The following is an 18,540-nucleotide window of genomic DNA, read 5'->3' on the forward strand; positions in this document are numbered from 1 at the left end:
CGGCCCCCCGGGTTGCGTCAGGTGCGTGTGCGAGATGATGGAAATCCGGACGTTCCGTTCCCACCGTTCATCCGTAGCGTGTCGGACGGTTGTGTCCCCGTCGATGTCCAAGATCTCAGATCCAGGATCAGAGGTCTCAGTTTCAGGGAGAGCCGTCACATGGCACCGCGAATCCTGCTTGCCCGGCACGGCCAGACGGAATGGTCCGTCAACGGCAATCACACCGGCAGGACGGACATCCCCCTGCTCGACACCGGGCGCGCGGGCGCCAAGCTGCTCGGGGAGCGGCTGCACCGAGGCCCGTGGGCGGACCTGCCCGGCCTCGAGGTCCGGACCAGCCCGCTGGTGCGGGCCTCGGAGACCTGCGAGCTCGCGGGCTTCGGCGAGGTGGCCGAGCCGTGGGACGCGCTGATGGAGTGGGACTACGGGGCGTACGAGGGGATGACGCCGGCCGCGATCAAGGCGGCCCGCCCGGACTGGTTCATCTGGCGTGACGGGGTGCCGGAGGGGGAGACCCTGGCCGAGCTGTCGGCCCGGGCCGACGAGGTCATCGAGTGGGCCCTCTCCGCCGACCGCGACGTCCTGGTCTTCGCCCACGGCCACATCCTGCGGGCACTGGGGGCGCGGTGGCTGGGCGAGGACGTGTCGTTCGCCGCGCGCATCCGGCTGGAGCCGACGTCGCTGTCCGTCCTGGGCTGGGCCTACGGTTCGCCGGCCCTGGAACGCTGGAACGACACGGGCCACCTGGAACGGTAGCGCCGGCCCGGTTTTGGGCAACCCATGTGTGGTTCCGGGCAAGCCAAGCCCGTCCGGCGTTTTTTGAGGACGGGCTTGGCTTACCCGAACCGGCTGCGAAAACCGGCCCGCCCGGCGCTTGAGGGCAGGACCGGGACCCCGGACGGGCTGGAAGCGCCCCGTAGCTACGGCGTCGGGGCGGACGCTCCGTGGCGGTCGAGGAAGTCCGTGATGTCGACCGATCCCCGGCCGCGAGGCCGCAGCACCGCCACCGCGCCCGCCAGCATCGTCCTGATCCGGGAGGACCGGACCTGGTCCAGCAGGTCGAGTACCTGGTGGCCCGTGGCCGCCGCCTCCTCCGCGAGGCCCGCGTGGGCCAGGTCCGTGGTCAGTTCGGCCCGGTACAGCGCCAGGTTCCGGGTGAAGTGCGGATCCTGCAGCCGCGTCGCGCGCCGCGCGTGCCGGGCCGCCCGCGACCAGTCGCCCAGCGCCGACCAGCACTGCGCCTCCAGCATCTCCAGCTCCGCCTCCCGGAAGAAGCTCATCCACTCCGGGTCCGACGGGGACGGCCCGCGCCCGAACGCGGTGTGCGCCCGGCCGAGCGCCCGCTCGCAGCCGGTCCGGTCCCCGAGCCCGGCCCGGCCCCCCGCCTCCCGCAGCGAGAGCAGCGCCATCAGCCGCGGTGAACCCAGCGGCCGCGCCGCCCGCTGCCCCGCCTCCGCGGCGCGCACCGACTCCCGCGAGCGCCCGGTGTCCCGGGCCAGGAACGAGGCGTTGCAGAAGGCGTGCGCCTCCAGCGCGTGGTCCCCGGCCACCCGGGCCGTGGCCAGCGCCTCCGCGTAGTGCGAGCGCGCGTCCTCGAACCGGCCCGAGTCATGGGCCAGCCAGCCCACCGAGATCGCCAGCTCACCGGCCCCGGTGTGCAGCCGGTCCGCCGTGGAGCGCCGCGTCGCGGTCCCGGAGTCGAGCAGCGCGTACGCCGCCCGCAGCGGCTGCGAGGCCCGCCGGTACAGGCCGTCACCCCCGTGCCGGTCGTCCAGCAGACGGATCTGCCGCACCGCCTTCTCGACGGCGTTCACCTCGGCCTCGCCGACCCGGCGCTGTGCGGGCAGGGACACGGAGGCGGCCATGCCGCCGCCGAGCCCCAGGCTCAGGGACGCGGCCGCCATCGTGGTGGAGCCGCTGGTCATGAATACGCGACGCAGCACGTCGCACTCCTCGTCGGTGTCGCTGCCGGGCAGCGGCGAAGTCGGGGACGAAGGGGCGTCCGCGGCGGGCCGGGCCCCCCGGCCGCGTACCGATTCACGCGGCGAGAAGCCCAGGTCCGCCAGGTTCGCCCCGGGGAACATGTGGAGGAAGACCCGCTCGTAGGCGTAGTTCGGGCACCGGATCTCGCCGGACTCCACGCGGCCGATGTACCGGGCGTCGCACGCGACCTGCTCGCCGATCTCGCGGGCGGACCTGCGTACCGCGGCAGCGAACTCCCCGGCGGAGCGCTGTCCGCGCAGCCGCCGGAAGGCGAGGTTGGGAACTGCCCGTGTCGACACCATGGCGGGGCCCTCTCTGGTGCGAGCCGGGCGTTTGTTTCCGGTGTCCCGGCGGAGCAAGAACGTACCTGCTGTGACAACTCGCACACGCTGCGTTTACTGACAAAACGGGTATCTCGCCCACGATCCGCCATGAACTGCCACCCTTTGCGGCGGTGTGGGGCCGTAGCCCTTGACGCGGTCGGCGCGTTGGTCCATGTGGCGACGGAGTCCGGCTCCGCCCGGCGATGAGAGGAGAGGTCCCTTGTTGCACACCGACATGGCGACCGGCTCGCGGACGACCGCGACGACGGCCGCACCGACCGCGACGACCGGCCCCGTGGCACCCGCCGAGGAGGCGGCCGCGTCCGGCTCGCTCCCGGGCGCGGAACCCTGCGACGTGGTGACCGTTCCCGCCCGGCAGGGCCTGGAGGCAGTGGACATCCTGCGCCGCGGCGCCGACCAGGAGGCCGTCGGCCCGGTCCTGCACGACGGGAGCTGCGCCACCCTCGGCTTCCTGGTGCCGTCCGGCACCGCCGAGGCCTGGGACGTACCGGGCAGTGCCTGTACGCAGTCCGACGGCCGGGGTTTCCGGGTCCCCGCCGAACCGCCCGTCCCCGGGAGCGGCTGGCTGCTGCCGCCCGCCGACGACACCTCGGTCACCGACCCGGCCGCGCTGCGGGCCGCGCTCGACCAGGCCGCCCGGATGATCGAGGCGGCCGACAACTGCCGCTGAGCCCATAATGTCCGCAGGGGCGGTGCGCACCACCGCCCCGGCACGGCCGGTCCCGGCCGGCCCCGGACCGATGAGCAGTGAGCGGGTACGAGCGGCAGTGGCACGTCGAGGAGCCTCCGGCGGAGCCGGCGACCGCAAACAGCGCCCGGACCGGGGGACCGACCGCAAGGCCGCCCGGGGTTCCGGGGGCAACGTCTCGGAACCGGTGGACGGCGGTCTCGCCGAGCTGGTGCCCGACCGGGAGCGCAGGCGCGCCTGGACGCTGACCGTCGACGGCGCGCCGCAGTCCCACGTGGACCTCGACGACCCGGCGTACCTCTCCTTCGAGTACCAGCGCCGGATCGGCCACATCGCGGACCTGGCCGCGCCCGCCGGGCAGCCGCTGCACGTCGTGCACCTGGGCGGCGGGGCCTTCACGCTGGCCCGTTACATCGCGGCGACCCGGCCCCGCTCCACCCAGCAGATCGTCGAGGTGGACGCGGCCCTCGTCCAGCTGGTGCGCCGGGAACTGCCGCTGGACCCGCAGGCCAGGATCAGGGTCCGGTCCACCGACGCCCGCGCCGGGCTCGGGAAGATCCAGGACGACTGGGCCGACCTGGTCATCGCGGACGTCTTCAGCGGGGCCCGGACCCCCGCCCACCTCACCAGCACCGAGTTCCTCGCGGAGGTCCGCCGCGTCCTGAAGCCCGGCGGGAGCTACGTGGCCAACCTCGCGGACGGCCCCCCGCTGGCCCATCTGCGCGGCCAGATCGCCACCGCCGCCACGGTCTTCCCCGAGCTGGCGCTGGCCGCCGACCCGACCGTGTTCCGGGGCAGGCGCTTCGGCAACGCCGTACTGCTCGCCTCGGACGTGCCGCCCAGGGTCGCCGAGCTGACCCGCCGGGTGGCGACCGATCCGCATCCGGGGCGCGTCGAACACGGGCGGGCGCTCGCGGACTTCACCGGCGGCGCGGCCCCCGTCCACGACGCCGGCGCCCGGCCCTCACCGCTGCCGCCCGCCGCCGCCTTCGACTGAGCGCCCGCCGCGGGCCGCCGCGGCGCCGTCAGGTCACGATCTCGACCTTCGGCGGGTAGCCGTTCCAGGTGCAGAACACCGAGACCGTCGTCCCGTCGTCCCGGGCGAAGTTCACCCGGATCCAGGACGGCTCCGTCCAGACCCGCATCGACCAGCCCTGCTCCGGCGTCGCCGACACCAGTTCCGCGCTGTCCGCGCCCAGCTCGAAGACGACCCGTCCGCCGTCCGTCGGGTAACTCCGCGCCGTACCGGCCGGGGTGGCCGTGGCCGACGCGGTGGGCCGGGGCGTGCCCGCCGGGGCGTGCGAACGGGTGGGGGAGGTGCTCACGGACGGCTTCGGGGCGGAGCGGGGCCTGCCGCCGCTGGGCGACGGGGACGGCTCCGGGCGGTGCGTCGAGGACGACAGGGCCTCCGTGGTCGCCCGCGCGCTCGCGGAGATCGGCACCGCGCGCGGCGGGTCGTACGCCGTCCCCGCCATCACGGTGTGCACGCCCCACCACGACAGCGTGACCGCCCCGCCGGTGGCGAGCGACCACGCGAGCCCGTGTACGAGTCCTCGTTGCATCCGGCACATCCTGCACCATGGGTGCCCCCCGTCCGAGCGAAAGGCCCTGAGGCCTGTAGTCGGGTGCCGGATGGCGTACGGTGCCGCCCATGCCAAGTGTGCTCGTGGTCGAGGACGACCAGTTCGTACGTTCCGCCCTCATCCGGCACCTGACCGAGGCCTCCCACACCGTACGGAGTGTCGGCACCGCGCTCGAAGCGCTGCGCGAGGTCGCCCACTTCCGGTTCGACGTGGTCATCCTCGATCTCGGGCTGCCCGATCTCGACGGCTCGGAGGCGCTCAAGATGCTGCGCGGCATCACCGACGTGCCCGTCATCATCGCGACCGCCCGGGACGACGAGAGCGAGATCGTCCGGCTGCTCAACGACGGTGCGGACGACTACCTGACCAAACCGTTCTCCGTGGAGCACCTCGCGGCGCGGATGGCCGCCGTACTGCGCCGCTCGCGCGCCTCCGAGGGCCGGTCCGCCTCCCCGCGCGTCATCCGGGTCGGCGGGCTCTCCATCGACCCGCTGCGGCGCCGGGCCGAACTCGACGGCGCCGACCTCGACCTCACCCGGCGGGAGTTCGACCTGCTGACCTTCCTGGCCGGCCGGCCGGGCGTCGTCGTCGCCCGCAAGGAACTCCTCGCCGAGGTCTGGCAGCAGTCGTACGGGGACGACCAGACCATCGACGTCCATCTCTCCTGGCTCCGCCGGAAACTGGGCGAGACGGCCGCCAGGCCCCGCTATCTGCACACCCTGCGCGGCGTCGGCGTGAAACTGCAGCCGCCCGCCGCGCCCCCGGAGCAGCCCGCATGAGGTGGGCACTGGTCAAGGTCTGTCTGGCCGTCACCGCGATGGTCGTGATCGCCTTCGCCGTACCCCTCGGCCTCGTCATCAAGGAGATGGCCCGCGACCGGGCCTTCTCCGACGCCGAACGGCAGGCCGCGACGATCGCCCCCACGCTCTCCATCACCACCGACCGCGCCGAACTGCTGAAGGCCGTGCTCACCACCGAACCCGGCGCCGACGACCGGATGGCCGTCCACGTGCCCGCCGCCGCCGAGGCCGACCGGCAGGCGGTCGAGATCGGCACCCGGCGCGCCACCCGCAAGGACCTGGAGACCGTACGGGCCTCGGGGCGCGCCTCCATCTCCGAGGTGCCCGGCGGCTCGGCGCTGCTCCAGCCCACCGCCCTCGGCTCCGGCGGCACCGCCGTCGTCGAGGTGTTCGTCCCCCAGGACGAGGTCACCAACGGGGTCACCACCGCCTGGCTGATGCTCGCGGGCGTCGGCATCGCGCTGATCGTCGGCTCGGTCGCGGTGGCCGACCGGCTCGGCGTACGCATGGTGGAGCCCGCCCGGCGGCTCGCGGGGGCGGCGCAGGACCTGGGGGAGGGGCGGCTCGGGACCAGGGTGCCGGAGGAGGGTCCGACCGAACTGCACTCCGCCGCAGTCGCGTTCAACTCCATGGCCGACCAGGTCGTCCAGCTCCTCGCCAACGAGCGGGAGCTGGCCGCCGACCTCTCGCACCGGCTGCGCACCCCGCTCACCGTGCTGCGGCTCAACGCCGCCTCGCTCGGGGACGGCCCGGCGGCCGAGCAGACCCGGGCGGCCGTCGAGCAGCTGGAGCGCGAGGTCGACACGATCATCAGGACCGCCCGGGAGCAGCGCCCGCAGACCCAGGGCCAGGCCGCAGGTCCGGGAGCCGGCTGCGACGCCTCCGAGGTGATCCGCGAACGCATGGCCTTCTGGTCCGCGCTGGCCGAGGACGAGGGCCGCGAGGTGCGCCTGGCCGGAGTGGAGCGGACGGTACGCATTCCGGTGGCCCGCCCGGAACTGGCGGCGGCGCTGGACGCGTTGCTCGGCAACGTCTTCCGGCACACCCCCGAGGGCACCGCCTTCGCCGTGGACGTGCACCACAGCGGCGACGCGGTGATCGTGCTGGTCTCGGACGCGGGCGGTGGCATCGCGGACCCCAGGGCGGCGATGGCGCGCGGCGGCGGCGCGAAGGGCGCGGTGGGCTCGACCGGGCTCGGCCTCGACATCGTCCGCCGGGTCGCGGAGTCCACCGGCGGCGACGTGCGGATCGGGCGCTCGGTGCTCGGCGGCACGGAGGTGCGCATCTGGATCGGGCTCGGCGGGCAGCGGCCGCAGCGGCGCGGACACCGCGTCGGGCGGCAGCGGCGCGCGGTGAACCGGCGGGGCGCGGGGGCCCGGTTCCGGTCCGGAGCGGGCCCGAACCTTTAGACCGGCCGATGGGCTCCTTAAGCCCACCCTAAGAACATCAACGAGGGCCCCAATTACGGCATATGCGGGATTCGGCGCCGCTAGCTTGTTCTCGCATCCCCCACTTCCGTATGACGAGGCAGGAACGCGATGGGCACCAGCACGCACCGGCGCACGGCGAGCACCAGGACCAAGGCGATCGGCGCGGTCGTCGCCGCGGCCGTGATCGGCGGGACGGTCTTCGCCCTCACCGGCACGGCTCAGGCATCGGCGGTCGGCGCCGCCTACACCAGGACCAGCGGCTGGACGGGCGGCTACACCGCGCAGTACGTCGTCACCAACGACACCGACAGCGCCAAGTCCGGCTGGACGCTGGAGTTCGACCTGCCGGCGGGCACCAGGATCAGTTCGCTGTGGAACGGCGAACACACCGTCAGCGGTAACCACGTCACCGTCACCCCGACGAGCTGGAACAAGGAGCTGGCCCCCGGCAAGTCCGTCACCGTCGGCTTCGTCACCGCCTCGGACGACAAGGCGGCCGACCCCACCGGCTGCCTCATCGACGACGCCAGGTGCTCCGTCGACACCGGCGCCACCCCGGAGCCCAGCGGCCGCCCCACCGAGACCGCGGCCCCCACCCCCACCGGGTCCGCCACCCCCACGAAGCCGCCGGCCGGCACCCCCACACCGACCCCCACGAAGACCGACGCGGGCGGCGGCAGCGGCGGTACGGCGAGCGGGGCGGGCTTCGCCCCGTACGTCGACACCTCCCTCTACCCCGCCTTCGACCTCACCGGCACCGCCGCCAAGACCGGCGTCAAGCAGTACAACCTCGCCTTCATCACCTCCGGCGGCAGCTGCGCCCCGCTCTGGGGCGGCGTCACCGGCCTCGGTGACGACCAGGTCGCCTCCCAGATCGACGCCCTGCGCGCGGCGGGCGGCGACGTCCGGGTCTCCTTCGGCGGCGCCTCCGGCTCCGAGCTGGCCCTGAACTGCACCTCGGCGGCCGACCTGGCCGCGGCCTACGGCAAGGTCGTGGACGCGTACAAGCTGACCAAGGTCGACTTCGACATCGAGGGCGGCGCGCTCCCCGACACCGCGGCCAACTCCCGCCGCTCCCAGGCCATCGCCCAGCTCCAGAAGGACCACCCCGGCCTGGACGTCTCCTTCACCCTGCCGGTGATGCCCGAGGGGCTGACCCAGCCCGGCGTGGACCTGGTCGCCGACGCGAAGAAGAACGGCGTCGACGTCGGGGCCGTCAACATCATGGCGATGGACTACGGCGCCTCGTACAGCGGCGACATGGGCGGGTACGCGATCCAGGCGGCCACCGCCACCCAGGCCCAGATCAAGGGTGTGCTCGGGCTCTCCGACGCGGACGCATGGAAGGCCGTCGCGGTCACCCCGATGATCGGCGTCAACGACGTCAGCACCGAGATCTTCAAGGTCGAGGACGCCACCCAGCTGGTCGCGTTCGCCAAGGAGAAGGGCCTCGCCTGGCTCGCCATGTGGTCGGGCACCCGCGACAAGGAGTGCGCCGGCGGCGCGAAGCCGACCGCCGACGCCTCGTGCAGCTCGATCACGCAGGAGCCGCTCGCCTTCACGAAGGCGTTCGGCGCCTACGAATAGCCACCACCCCCCGCGCATCCCGGCCGGTCCCCACGCCCCCCACACCCGGCCGGGGTGCGCCCCCATCCCCTGCGGCTACCGCGCCCGGTTGACCGCCGACAGCACCGCCGCCACCGACGACGCGAGCGCGGAGGCGTCCTGGCCCGCCCCCCAGCGGACCTCGCCGTCCACCCGGCACTCCACGTACGACGTCACCGAGGAGCACGCGGCGTCCGCCCCGTGTTCCGAGAAGTCGAGGATCGTCACCGCCACCCCGGCGGCCGCCAGCGCGTCCGTGAACGCCGACACCGTGCCGGCGCCCGTGCCCTCGTAGTCGCCCTCCCGCCCGTCGACCCGCAGCGTGCAGACGAACCGCGTGCCACCGGCCGGACCGCGCTCCGCCGACCAGGACGTCAGGGCGATCGCCCCGTCCCGTCCGGGGACCAGGTACGTCGCCTCGAACAGCTCCCACAGGTCCTTCGGCGTGGCCTCCAGCCCGCTGTCGTCCGTCGTGTCCTGCACCGTACGGGAGAAGTCCGCCCGCATCCGGACCGGCAGGTCGACCCCGTAGCCGCCGCGCAGCAGATGGGCGATGCCGCCCTTGCCGGACTGGCTGTTGACCCGGATCACCGCCTCGTAGCTGCGCCCCACGTCCGCCGGGTCGATCGGCAGGTACGGCACCGACCACACCTCGGAGCCGCTGCGCGCGTGGTGCGCGAACCCCTTGCTGATCGCGTCCTGGTGGGTGCCGGAGAACGCGGTGTACACCAGGTCGCCGCCGTAAGGGTGGCGCGGCGGCACCGGCAGCCGGTTGCAGTGCTCGACCGTGCGGCGGATCTCGTCGATGTCCGAGAAGTCGATCATCGGGTCGACGCCCTGCGCGTGCAGGTTCAGCGCCAGGTTGACCAGGTCGACGTTGCCGGTGCGCTCCCCGTTGCCGAACAGGCAGCCCTCCACGCGCTGCGCCCCCGCCAGCACCGCCAGCTCCGCGCACGCCACCCCCGTACCCCGGTCGTTGTGCGGGTGGACGGAGAGGATCACCGAGTCGCGCCGGTCCAGATGGCGGTGCATGTACTCGATCTGGTCCGCGTAGACGTTCGGCGTCGCGATCTCCACCGTGGCGGGCAGGTTGTGGATCACCGGGCGGTCCGGTGAGGCGTCCCACAGCTCGGTGAGGCTGTTGCAGATCTCCAGTACGTAGTCCGGCTCGGTGAGGACGAAGACCTCCGGCGAGAACTCGAACCGGATGTCCGTGCCGGGCCTGGCCGCCGCGAGGCGGTCCATCAGCCGCGCGGCGTCCAGCACCACCCCGTGCACCCCGGCCCGGTCGCGTCCCAGGACGACATCACGCCAGACGGGGGCGGTCGGGATGTAGAGGTGCACGACCACCCGGTCCATGCCCGCGACGGACTCGAAGGTCCGCTCGATCAGATCGGCCCTGGCCGGGGTGAAGACGACCACCGTCACGTCGTCCGGCACCGCCCCGCTCGTGGCCAGGTGCCGGACGAAGCCGAAGTCGGTGCGGCTCGCGGACGGGTAGCCGATCTCGATCTCCTTGAAGCCCATCGCGACGAGCAGATCGAACATCCGGCGCTTGCGCGGGGTGTCCATCGGCTCGGCCAGCGCCTGGTTGCCGTCCCGCAGGTCGACGGGAACCCAGAGCGGGGGCCGCTCGATCCGGGCCTGCGGCCAGCTCCGCCCGGTCAGCGGGATCTCGACCCGGTCGAAGGCGGACCGGTAGCGGTGCGACGGCATCGAGCCGGCACGCTGCCGGTTCCAGCGGGGCGCGTTCCCGGGTACCGGCCCGCGCGGCGTGCAGATGGTGGGGAAGCGGTACGCCGGTGCCGGGGCGTCAGGCGTGGGCGCGGACAGGGGCTCGGGCATCGGAGCCGATGTGCTCTCGGGCATGAACTCGGGCATGAACGGGGTCTCTTCTCGCATCGCCGGACGCGACCGGCACAGCACGGCACCCCGCGGCGGGGTGCCGATCGCTTCAGGCCCCGCCGCGGCAGCCGAGAAGAAGGAGACCGCGGTACGTCATGGCCGGTACAGTAGCCAGAAACCAAGTCCTCAGACAACCTGACAGGTGAATCCGTGTCCTCGCTCGGCCCGCTCCGCCCCAGCCCCCTCGTCGAACAGGCCACGAGCCATCTGCGCGCGCAGATCACCGAGGGCCACTGGCCGGTCGGCACGAAGATCCCCGGCGAGACCACCCTCGCCAGGACGCTGGGCGTGGGCCGCTCCACCGTCCGCGAGGCCGTGCGCACGCTCGCCGCCCTCGGCCTGCTCCAGTCCCGGCAGGGCGCCGGCGTCTTCGTCATCGCCGACCACGCGGCCGAGGACTGGCCGGCCAGGCTGCGCCGGGCCGCCGTCACCGACGTCTACGAGGTCCGCATGCTCATCGAGGTCCAGGCCGCCAGGCTCGCCGCCGAGCGCCGCACCGACGAGGACCTGATCGCCCTGGACGCCGCGCTCACCGCCCGGCTGGCCGCCGGCACCGGGCCCGACGCCGGCTTCGTGGACGCGGACATCGCCCTGCACCGGACGGTGGTGGCCGCCGCCCACAACCCCGTACTCACCGATCTCTTCAGCGAGTTCGCCCCCGCGCTGCGCCAGGCCCTGATCGACCTGGTGGACCTGCTCGGACTGCGCCGCGCCGACCCGGACCACGGCCACGCGCAGCACCGGGCGCTGGTGACCGCGGTCGTGGCGGGCGACGCGGAGTCGGCTGGCCGGGCCGCGCAGGCGGAGCTGGAACACACCCTGACCCGCCTGCGCGCCGTCTGAGCCGCCGGGGCCGCCGCTACGCCGCGCCCGCCCCGGAGTCCCGCCACTCCTGCGCGTACTCGTCGAAGATCGCCCGCAGCTGGTGCCCGATCTTCAGGTAGTCCAGGTCGTCCAGATTGGCCAGCGAGACCCGGACCGACCACTCGGGGCCGTCGAAGCCGCCGCCGTTCAGCAGCACCACGGAGGTCTGCTCGGCCAGCCTGAACAGCGGGTCGACGGGCTCGTAGTTCTGCTCCAGATAGTGGGCGAACTCCAGGCCCAGGGTGCGCTCCGCCTCGGCCAGCAGGTCGAGTTCGATGTAGTACGAGGCCCGCTTGGGGTCCTCGGAGATCTTCATGTGCGCGCCCTCCAGCAGGAGTTCGAGGCGCTGCTGCACGATCGAGCGGATCCGGGCCTTGTACGCCTGGCCCTCGTCCAGCATGTCGAACAGTGAGAACAGCGTCATCATCACCTGCTGCGGCAGCGACAGGCCCGCAGTGTGGTTCAGCGCCACCTGCCGGGAGTCCGCGACCAGCCGGTCGATGAACCGGATCTTCTCCGGATCCAGCGACAGCGTCCCGTACCTGCTGTTCAGCCGCGCCTTCTGCGCCGCGTCCTGCGCCCGCAGCAGGTCGTCGATGACGTTGTCGTCGTGCAGCCCGATGACGCCGAGCCGCCAGCCGGTGGCGCCGTAGTGCTTGGAGTAGGAGTACACGAGGAGTGTGTTGCGCGGGAGGTCGGCGGCGAGCGAGCGGAAGTCCTCGACGAAGGTCCCGTAGACGTCGTCCGTCACCACGATCAGGTTCGGGTTGTCGTCCGCGACGATCGACACGATCTGCTCGGCGACCTTCGGCGCGAGCGCGAGCGAGGGCGGGTTGCTCGGGTTGACGCAGCAGACCAGCCTGACCGAGGGATCGGCCAGCTTGGCGATCTCCTCCGGCGGGTAGCGCCACTGCCGCACGCCGGTCTCGGTGAACAGGTTCGCCTCGACGCGGACGACGTCGAAGCCGTACGTGTCGAGCTCGGGGATCTCCAGGTACGGCGTGAACACCGGCACCATCAGGGCGATCCGGTCGCCCTTGTGCAGGATTCCGTTCTTCATCAGCGAGTCGAAGATGTAGCACATCGCCGCGGTGCCGCCCTCGGTCGCGAACAGGCTCAGCGTCTGTCCCTCCGGCGGCCGGTGGTCGAACATCTCGTCGGCCACGTACCCGCGCACGACCTGCTCGACATGCGTCAGGATGCGTCCCGGCACCGGGTAGTTGTCCCCGATCGAGGAGTCCGCCAGCTCGTGGACGAAGGCGTCCGGCACGAAGCCGAACCGCTTGACCGCCAGATCGACGCTCGCCTGGAGCAGCTCGATCCCGGGCAGCTCCGGATGCGTGCGGACGAAGGTGGCGAAGCGCTCCGCGCAGCCGGCCTCCTCGGGCATCCCGCCCAGGTTGTCGGCCGTCCAGACCCGCCGGGACTCGGAGAGCGCGAAGTAGCCGAGCGCGTGGTACGCCTCCCGGGGACCGGTGGCGATCCAGTTGGGATTGCCGCGGCCCGCGTTGAGCATGGCCCGCATCGCCTTGCCCTTCTGGCCGGGCTTGTCGCTCTGCTCGGACTGGGCGATGGCGATGAACTTGTCCTTCAGCTCGAACGGGCTGAGCTGGGCGAACGACCGGATCTCGGCACGGCTGAGGGTGGCCTTGGGCATGTCTGCGCTCCCGTGTTCTGGTTCAGTGGTTGAGGATCACGATCACGGCGCCCCACACGGTCAGCAGCACGTTGCCGACGGCGTACGGGATCGTGTAGCCGAGCGTGGGGATCTGCGACTTCGAGGTCTCGTTGATGGCGCCGATCGCCGCCGTGGTGGTCTGGCCGCCGGCCAGCACGCCCATCAGGATCGGGAATCTGATCTTCTGGATGTAGTGGCCCACCAGGAAGCCGACGAGCAGCGGTACGACCGTGGCGACGGCGCCGAGGAGCAGCAGTCCCCAGCCCGCCGAAGACAGCCCGCTGGTGAAGCTGGGACCGGCGTTGATGCCGACCACCGCGACGAACATGCACAGCCCGAGGGTGTCCATGAACCACTGGGCGCCCGGCGGCACGTTCCCGTACGTCGGGTACTTGCCCCGGATCCAGCCGAAGACCAGGCCCATGATGAGGCCGCCGCCGGAGGTGGAGAGCGAGATCGGCACCCCGCCGGCCGTCAGCGCGGGGATGCCGATGCAGCCGCCGAGGAAGATGCCGAGGCCGACCCAGATCATGTCCGTGGCGAAGCTCGTCGGCACCGGCTTGCCGAGCTCCTTGCCCGCCGGGCCGACCAGCCGTTCGGGACCGGTCAGCACGAGGGTGTCGCCGCGCTCGACCGGGGTGGAGAGCCGGAAGGGGAATTCGGCGCCCGCCCGGTAGATCTTCTCGATGTAGACGCCGGCCATGAACGGCTCCCGGCGCACTTCCGCCACCGTCCGCCCCAGCTGGGCCTTCTCGGAGGCCACCACGTGCAGGGTCTCCGTGCGGTACCCGAGCAGCGCCACGTCGTCCGCCTCGGCGCCCACGTGGGTACGGGCGTCGAAGTCCACCAGGTCGTGGCGCAGCGCGCTGACCGCGACGGTGTCGCCGTCCCGCAGCACCAGGTTCTGGGCCTGCGGCAGGACCGTTCCCTCACGCCGGACCTGGGTGATGTAGACGCGCCGGCCGAGTGCCTGCTGCTGGGTCTCGAAGTCCCCGATGCTGCGGCCGACGATATCGGGGCGCTCGACCCGGTAGGCGCGCAGGACCGTCTCGTAGTAGCCCTCGCCCTCGTCCGGGCTGTCGTTCGGCGCGTCCAGCTCGGCGGCCAGTTCGGCGCTCTCCCGGGCGAGGTTCTTGCGGTAGAGCCTCGGCAGTACGTTGGCGAGCAGCATCGCGCACAGGATGGTGCCGAGCGGATACGTCACCGCGTAGCCGACCGCCACCAGGTTCTGTTCGGACTTCACCTGCGCGGCGGAGAGGCCCGGCAGGGTGCCGATGGCGTCCTGGGCGACACCGATGGCCGCGGACTGCGTGAGCGCGCCGCTCATCAGGCCGGCGCCGAGCCCGGGTCCGTAGCCGAGCATGACGGCGAACAGCCACGAGACCAGCAGGCCGGTGACGCAGACGACGACCGCGTTGACGACCTGCGGCAGTCCGTCCTTCCGCAGCCCGCGGAAGAACTGGGGCCCCACCCGGTAGCCGAGGGCGAACAGGAACATGATGAAGAAGAGGTTCTTCACCGTGCCGTCGATCTGGACCTTGAACTGCGCGCCCAGCACCAGGCCGGCGACCAGACAGCCGGTCACCGCGCCGAGCGCGATGGCCTTGTATCGGATCTTCCCGATCAGGAAGCCGAACGCGACGACCAGGAAGACCAGCAGCTCGGGATGGGGAGTGAAGATGTTGCGGTTCAGGAAATCGATCATTCAGGCCCCCAGGACGCCGACGAGGATCGGTCCGGTGAGTGGCAGCAGGAAGTTCGAGAGCGCGTACGTGATCGTGTAGCCGAGCAGCGGTACGGAGCTCTGCGCGACCTGGGTGATGGAGGTGATGGCCGGTGTCGAGCACTGCTGTCCCGCGATGGCTCCGATGAGCAGCGGTTTCTCGATCCGCAGGAGTTTCACCCCGACGATCAGTGAGATGGACGCGGGGATCAGCACCATGGCGATGCCGGCGAACGGCAGCAGCGCGCCGTACTCCTTCAGCAGCGGCCAGGCCTGCGGTCCGGCGGTCAGTCCGGTGCAGGCGATGAAGACGGCCAGGCCCAGGTCCTTCAGGGTGTTCGCGGCCTGCGGCGGGAAGGCCCCGAAGGTCTGCTTGCGGGAGCGGAACCAGCCGAAGAGCAGCCCGGTGATCAGACAGCCGCCGCCGGTGCCGAGCGACAGCGGGATGTCGCCGATCCGCACGACGATCTGGCCGAGCAGCGAGCCGGCCACGATGCCGAGGCCGAGGTAGATGTAGTCGGTCGTGTCGTTCTTGACGACGGCACCGATCTTCGCGACGAGCCGGTTGAGCCCGGCGCGGGCGCCGACCAGCGTCAGTACGTCGCCGCGCTGGACCGTGGTCTCGGCCGATGCGGGCAGGTGCTGGTCGTTGCGCAGCACGTCGGTGATGTAGACCCCGTCCTTGCGGAACTCGGGATGGGTCTGCTCCAGATGGGCGATGGTCGACCCCGCGGTGGCCTTCTCGGTCACCGCGACCTGGGTGGTGGCCAGGGGGGTGTCGAGGCCCGGCACCGCCGGTGTCTCCGGGCCGATCTCCCGGCCGGCCGTGATGATCGCGGAGCGCCGTCCGACGACCTGGACCAGGTCGCTGAGGGTCAGTTCCAGATCGGGCGACGGGTCGAGCACCTTGCTGCCGCGCTTGACGCCCTCGACGGTGACGGCGTTGCCCAGCCCGGCCTCCAGCTCACCGATCCGGCGGCCGTCCGCGAGCGTCACCAGGAAGGTGCGGCCGACCGTACGGGGCAGCGCCTCCCGCTCGTCCTCCTCCAGACCGGCCGCCCCGCCGCGCATCTTCTCCCACAGCTCGCGCGAGGCGCCGGCGAGGTTGATGCGGAGCAGCATCGGCATGATCTGGCTGGTGAACAGCACGATGGTGATCAGGCCGAAGAGGTAGCAGACGGTGTACGCGGTGGCGACGTGTCCCTGGTACTGGGTGATCTGGCTCTGGGTCAGGTCATCGAGCTTGCCGATGGCCTCGGTGGCCGTACCGACGACCGCGGACTCGGTCGCCGCGCCGGCCAGGATGCCCGACGCGGTGCCCACGTCGAGGTCGAACGCCTTGGCGAGGCCGAAGGCGATGCCCAGCACACAGACCAGCTCGATGAGGCAGAGCGCGAAGAAGCGCAGGCTCTTGCGGTTGAGGTTGGAGAAGAACTGCGGCCCGGCCAGGTAGCCCAGCGAGAAGATGAACAGCGCGAAGAAGACGGTCTTGACGTCGTCGTTGACGCTGACGTGCCGGGTGCCGATCAGCAGCGCGACGATCAGCGTCCCGCAGATGCCGCCGAGGGTGATCGGGCCGACGCGGATCTTGCCGACCAGGTAGCCGAGGGACAGGCAGAGGAACAGCGCGAGCTCGGGATGGTCCCGGACGACTCCCATCCGGCCTCACCCACCCGAGCGAATATAAAGGATCAATAGGTACATAGTGGTGAATTTAACAGGGCGTGAGGTGTGAGGCATTTTCGGCGAGTTGTCCGTATGTCGGCCGCTCATCGACCACCCGCCGGCCGCTCATCGACCACCCGTCGGCCGCTCGTCGACCGCCCGTCGTCTGCTCGTCGGCCGGGCGGTCGCGCCCGGTGCCCACCCGAATGCCCGCCCGGCCGCCACTCGAACGCCGGTTTGAAAGCCCGGCCGGTGACCGACCGGCGAGCGGCCGGCGACCGACCGTGTGTCCCGGTGCGACGCCCGTCGGATTCGGGGAAAGAACGCGAGGACCCCCCAGGTCGCCCCCGTGACGCGGTGTCCCGTTCACCTTCCGTCGGGCTCCGGCGGCCCGGCCGGGGGTGGTGGCGGCGGTTTCCGGACGGCCCCGGAAATCCGGTCCGGCGGGGTCGATCGCCTGTCGTGCGCCCGCCGATCCACCCCCAACACGCCCCCCACCTGCGGTGATTCGGAATTCAAGCTCTTCCGATTCCTCGCCCGCACGCTTTGGCAAGCCCCTGGCCGGACACGGTCTCGTGACTTGCAGGACACGCTCGCGCAACGGAAGCGTCTTCAACTCTTGACACCCACCCCTCCCAGGCAGGAACCTTCCGACATCGACGCATGGGAGCGCTCCCACATCGCAGGAGGATTTCTCGTGCGAACGGCACTGCCCGTGTCCTCCCCCCTGAACCACCTGGCACCCGCACCCACCAGCGCGAATGCCACGCAGTCAGAACGCCAGTCCCACCCTGGAACAAGGAGTAGTGGAATGCGTATCACCCGCACCGTCGCCGGCCGAAGCCGCAGAGCCGCGGTTCTGGTCACCACGGGCCTGACAGCCTCGGCCCTGCTGCTGACCGGCTGCAGCAGCGACTCGGACTCATCGGACGAGAGTTCCGATGCGAACGGGAAGATCACGCTGACCGTCGCCGACTTCGGGCAGTTCGGCTACAAGGAAGCCGACCTCTTCGCGAAGTACCACGAGCTGCACCCGAACATCACGGTGAAGGAAGACACCACCGCCGAGGAGAAGAACTACTACCCGAAGCTGCTCCAGCAGCTGAGCGCGGGCAGCGGACTGGCCGACGTCCAGGGCATCGAGGTCGGCCGGATCAAGGAGATCGTCGACACCAAGGCGGACCAGTTCGCCGACCTCAGCAAGTCGATCGACGTCAACGACTGGGTGTCCTGGAAGGAGAAGCAGGCCACCACCAAGGACGGCAAGGTGATCGGCGCGGGCACCGACATCGGCCCGATGTCGCTCTGCTACAACTCCGAGCTGTTCAAGAAGGCGGGCCTGCCGACCGACCGCAAGGACGTCGCGGCCAAGTTCGCCGGGGGCTGGGAGGACTACCTCAAGCTCGGTGAGGAGTACCAGAAGAAGGCGCCCGCGGGCACGTACTTCATGGACTCCGCGAGCGCCATGTTCAACGCGGTAGTCAGCTCGAACGCGAAGCAGTACTACGACGAGTCGGGCAAGCCGATCTACAAGGACAGCCCCAGCGTCAAGCAGGGCTGGAACCTCGCCGCCGAGGCCGCGGACAAGAAGCTGACCCAGGGCCTCGCCCAGTTCGGTGACCCGTGGAAGGCCGCGCTGCGCAAGGGAACCATGGCCACCGTGGTCTGCCCCGCCTGGATGGCCGCCCAGATCTCGGACGCCGCGGGTGACGGCAACAAGGGCAAGTGGGACATCACCACCGCCCCGGGTGAGACCGCGTCCAACTGGGGCGGCTCCTTCCTCGGTGTTCCGACGGCCGGCAAGCACGTCAAGGAGGCCGGTGAGCTCGTCAAGTGGCTGACCGCCCCCGAGCAGCAGGCCGCCGTCTTCAAGGCGACCGGACTCTTCCCGTCCAACAAGGGCGCCTACGACCTGGCCGACGTGAAGACCGGCAAGCTTCCGTACTTCAACGACGCGCCGATCGGTGAGATCTACGCCGACGAGGCCAAGTCCATCCCCGAGACCGTCCTCGGCCCGAAGGACGCCGACATCAAGGACGCCATCTCCACCCAGATCAACAACATGGAGCAGCGTGGAACCAGCCCCGACAAGGCCTGGGACGCAGCGGTCGACAAGATCGACAAGGTGATCGGCTGACGGTCGCGGCGGCGGGGGGGGGCCCGGCCGCCCCCCCCCCCGGGGGGGCCCCCCCCCCCCGGCGGGGGCGGGCGCCCGGCGGGGGGGGGGGGGGGGGGGGGGGGGGGGGCCCGGGGCCCCCCCCCCCCCCCCCCC

At 71.7% G+C, this 18,540-nt stretch carries 14 protein-coding genes; 8 read left to right on the forward strand and 6 right to left on the reverse strand.

Annotation, left to right across the window (positions count from 1 at the left end; all coding sequences use genetic code 11):
- The first annotated feature begins 159 nt into the window (after positions 1-159).
- The gene (locus ACGFU6_RS18160; RefSeq protein ID WP_393611874.1) at positions 160-756 is read left to right on the forward strand and encodes a histidine phosphatase family protein; all 597 of its coding nucleotides are present in this window, start codon (positions 160-162) and stop codon (positions 754-756) included.
- A gap of 164 nt (positions 757-920) precedes the next feature.
- On the opposite strand, the gene ACGFU6_RS18165 is transcribed toward ACGFU6_RS18160, so the two are convergent.
- Entirely contained in the window at positions 921-2,285 is a 1,365-nt protein-coding gene (locus tag ACGFU6_RS18165; RefSeq protein ID WP_393611876.1) for a tetratricopeptide repeat protein, read from the reverse strand.
- Positions 2,286-2,526: 241 nt separating this feature from the next.
- Here ACGFU6_RS18165 and ACGFU6_RS18170 point away from each other — a divergent pair, with 241 nt between their 5' ends.
- Both ACGFU6_RS18170 and ACGFU6_RS18175 read left to right on the forward strand, forming a co-directional pair.
- Positions 2,527-2,997, forward strand: a complete 471-nt coding sequence (locus tag ACGFU6_RS18170) for a hypothetical protein (RefSeq protein ID WP_393611877.1) — start codon at positions 2,527-2,529, stop codon at positions 2,995-2,997.
- A 97-nt stretch (positions 2,998-3,094) separates the two neighbouring features.
- A complete protein-coding gene (locus ACGFU6_RS18175) occupies positions 3,095-4,012 on the forward strand; it encodes a spermidine synthase (protein WP_393611879.1) in 918 nt (305 codons plus the stop codon).
- Positions 4,013-4,040: 28 nt separating this feature from the next.
- Here the strand turns inward: ACGFU6_RS18175 and ACGFU6_RS18180 are convergent, their stop codons facing one another.
- Positions 4,041-4,577 (reverse strand): hypothetical protein, encoded by a 537-nt coding sequence (locus ACGFU6_RS18180; protein WP_393611881.1) that lies wholly within the window; start codon positions 4,575-4,577, stop codon positions 4,041-4,043.
- 89 nt (positions 4,578-4,666) lie between these two features.
- Between ACGFU6_RS18180 and ACGFU6_RS18185 the strand changes: the two genes are divergently transcribed.
- The 3 genes from ACGFU6_RS18185 to ACGFU6_RS18195 all read left to right on the forward strand — a co-directional run bounded on the left by ACGFU6_RS18185 (position 4,667) and on the right by ACGFU6_RS18195 (position 8,415).
- Positions 4,667-5,377, forward strand: coding sequence for a response regulator transcription factor (locus ACGFU6_RS18185; protein WP_393611883.1), 711 nt, complete (start codon positions 4,667-4,669; stop codon positions 5,375-5,377).
- Positions 5,374-6,807, forward strand: a complete 1,434-nt coding sequence (locus ACGFU6_RS18190) for an ATP-binding protein (RefSeq protein WP_393611884.1) — start codon at positions 5,374-5,376, stop codon at positions 6,805-6,807. The genes ACGFU6_RS18185 and ACGFU6_RS18190 overlap by 4 nt, the downstream gene beginning before the upstream one ends.
- 129 nt (positions 6,808-6,936) lie before the next feature.
- A complete protein-coding gene (locus ACGFU6_RS18195; RefSeq protein WP_393611886.1) occupies positions 6,937-8,415 on the forward strand; it encodes a cellulose binding domain-containing protein in 1,479 nt (492 codons plus the stop codon).
- Positions 8,416-8,490: 75 nt separating this feature from the next.
- Here the strand turns inward: ACGFU6_RS18195 and ACGFU6_RS18200 are convergent, their stop codons facing one another.
- Positions 8,491-10,278 (reverse strand): 2-isopropylmalate synthase, encoded by a 1,788-nt coding sequence (locus ACGFU6_RS18200; protein WP_393611909.1) that lies wholly within the window; start codon positions 10,276-10,278, stop codon positions 8,491-8,493.
- 210 nt (positions 10,279-10,488) lie between these two features.
- On the opposite strand from ACGFU6_RS18200, the gene ACGFU6_RS18205 reads away from it, so the two are divergent.
- Positions 10,489-11,181: a FadR/GntR family transcriptional regulator gene (locus ACGFU6_RS18205; protein WP_393611887.1), complete on the forward strand. Its 693-nt coding sequence runs from the start codon at positions 10,489-10,491 to the stop codon at positions 11,179-11,181.
- 16 nt (positions 11,182-11,197) lie between these two features.
- On the opposite strand, the gene ACGFU6_RS18210 is transcribed toward ACGFU6_RS18205, so the two are convergent.
- The 3 genes from ACGFU6_RS18210 to aspT (ACGFU6_RS18220) are packed head-to-tail and all read right to left on the reverse strand — an operon-like array spanning position 11,198 to position 16,262.
- Positions 11,198-12,859, reverse strand: coding sequence for a bifunctional aspartate transaminase/aspartate 4-decarboxylase (locus tag ACGFU6_RS18210; protein WP_393611888.1), 1,662 nt, complete (start codon positions 12,857-12,859; stop codon positions 11,198-11,200).
- A 22-nt stretch (positions 12,860-12,881) separates the two neighbouring features.
- On the reverse strand, positions 12,882-14,585 hold the full coding sequence (gene aspT / locus ACGFU6_RS18215; protein ID WP_393611890.1) for an aspartate-alanine antiporter: 1,704 nt from the start codon (positions 14,583-14,585) through the stop codon (positions 12,882-12,884).
- Complete coding sequence (aspT, locus tag ACGFU6_RS18220) at positions 14,586-16,262, reverse strand: aspartate-alanine antiporter (protein WP_393611892.1); 1,677 nt, start codon at positions 16,260-16,262, stop codon at positions 14,586-14,588.
- An 817-nt stretch (positions 16,263-17,079) separates the two neighbouring features.
- Between aspT (ACGFU6_RS18220) and ACGFU6_RS18225 the strand changes: the two genes are divergently transcribed.
- Positions 17,080-18,405: an ABC transporter substrate-binding protein gene (locus ACGFU6_RS18225; RefSeq protein ID WP_393611894.1), complete on the forward strand. Its 1,326-nt coding sequence runs from the start codon at positions 17,080-17,082 to the stop codon at positions 18,403-18,405.
- Positions 18,406-18,540 lie beyond the last annotated feature (135 nt).

The sequence above is a fragment of the Streptomyces sp. NPDC048462 genome, from assembly GCF_043200175.1.
Lineage (GTDB): Bacteria > Actinomycetota > Actinomycetes > Streptomycetales > Streptomycetaceae > Streptomyces.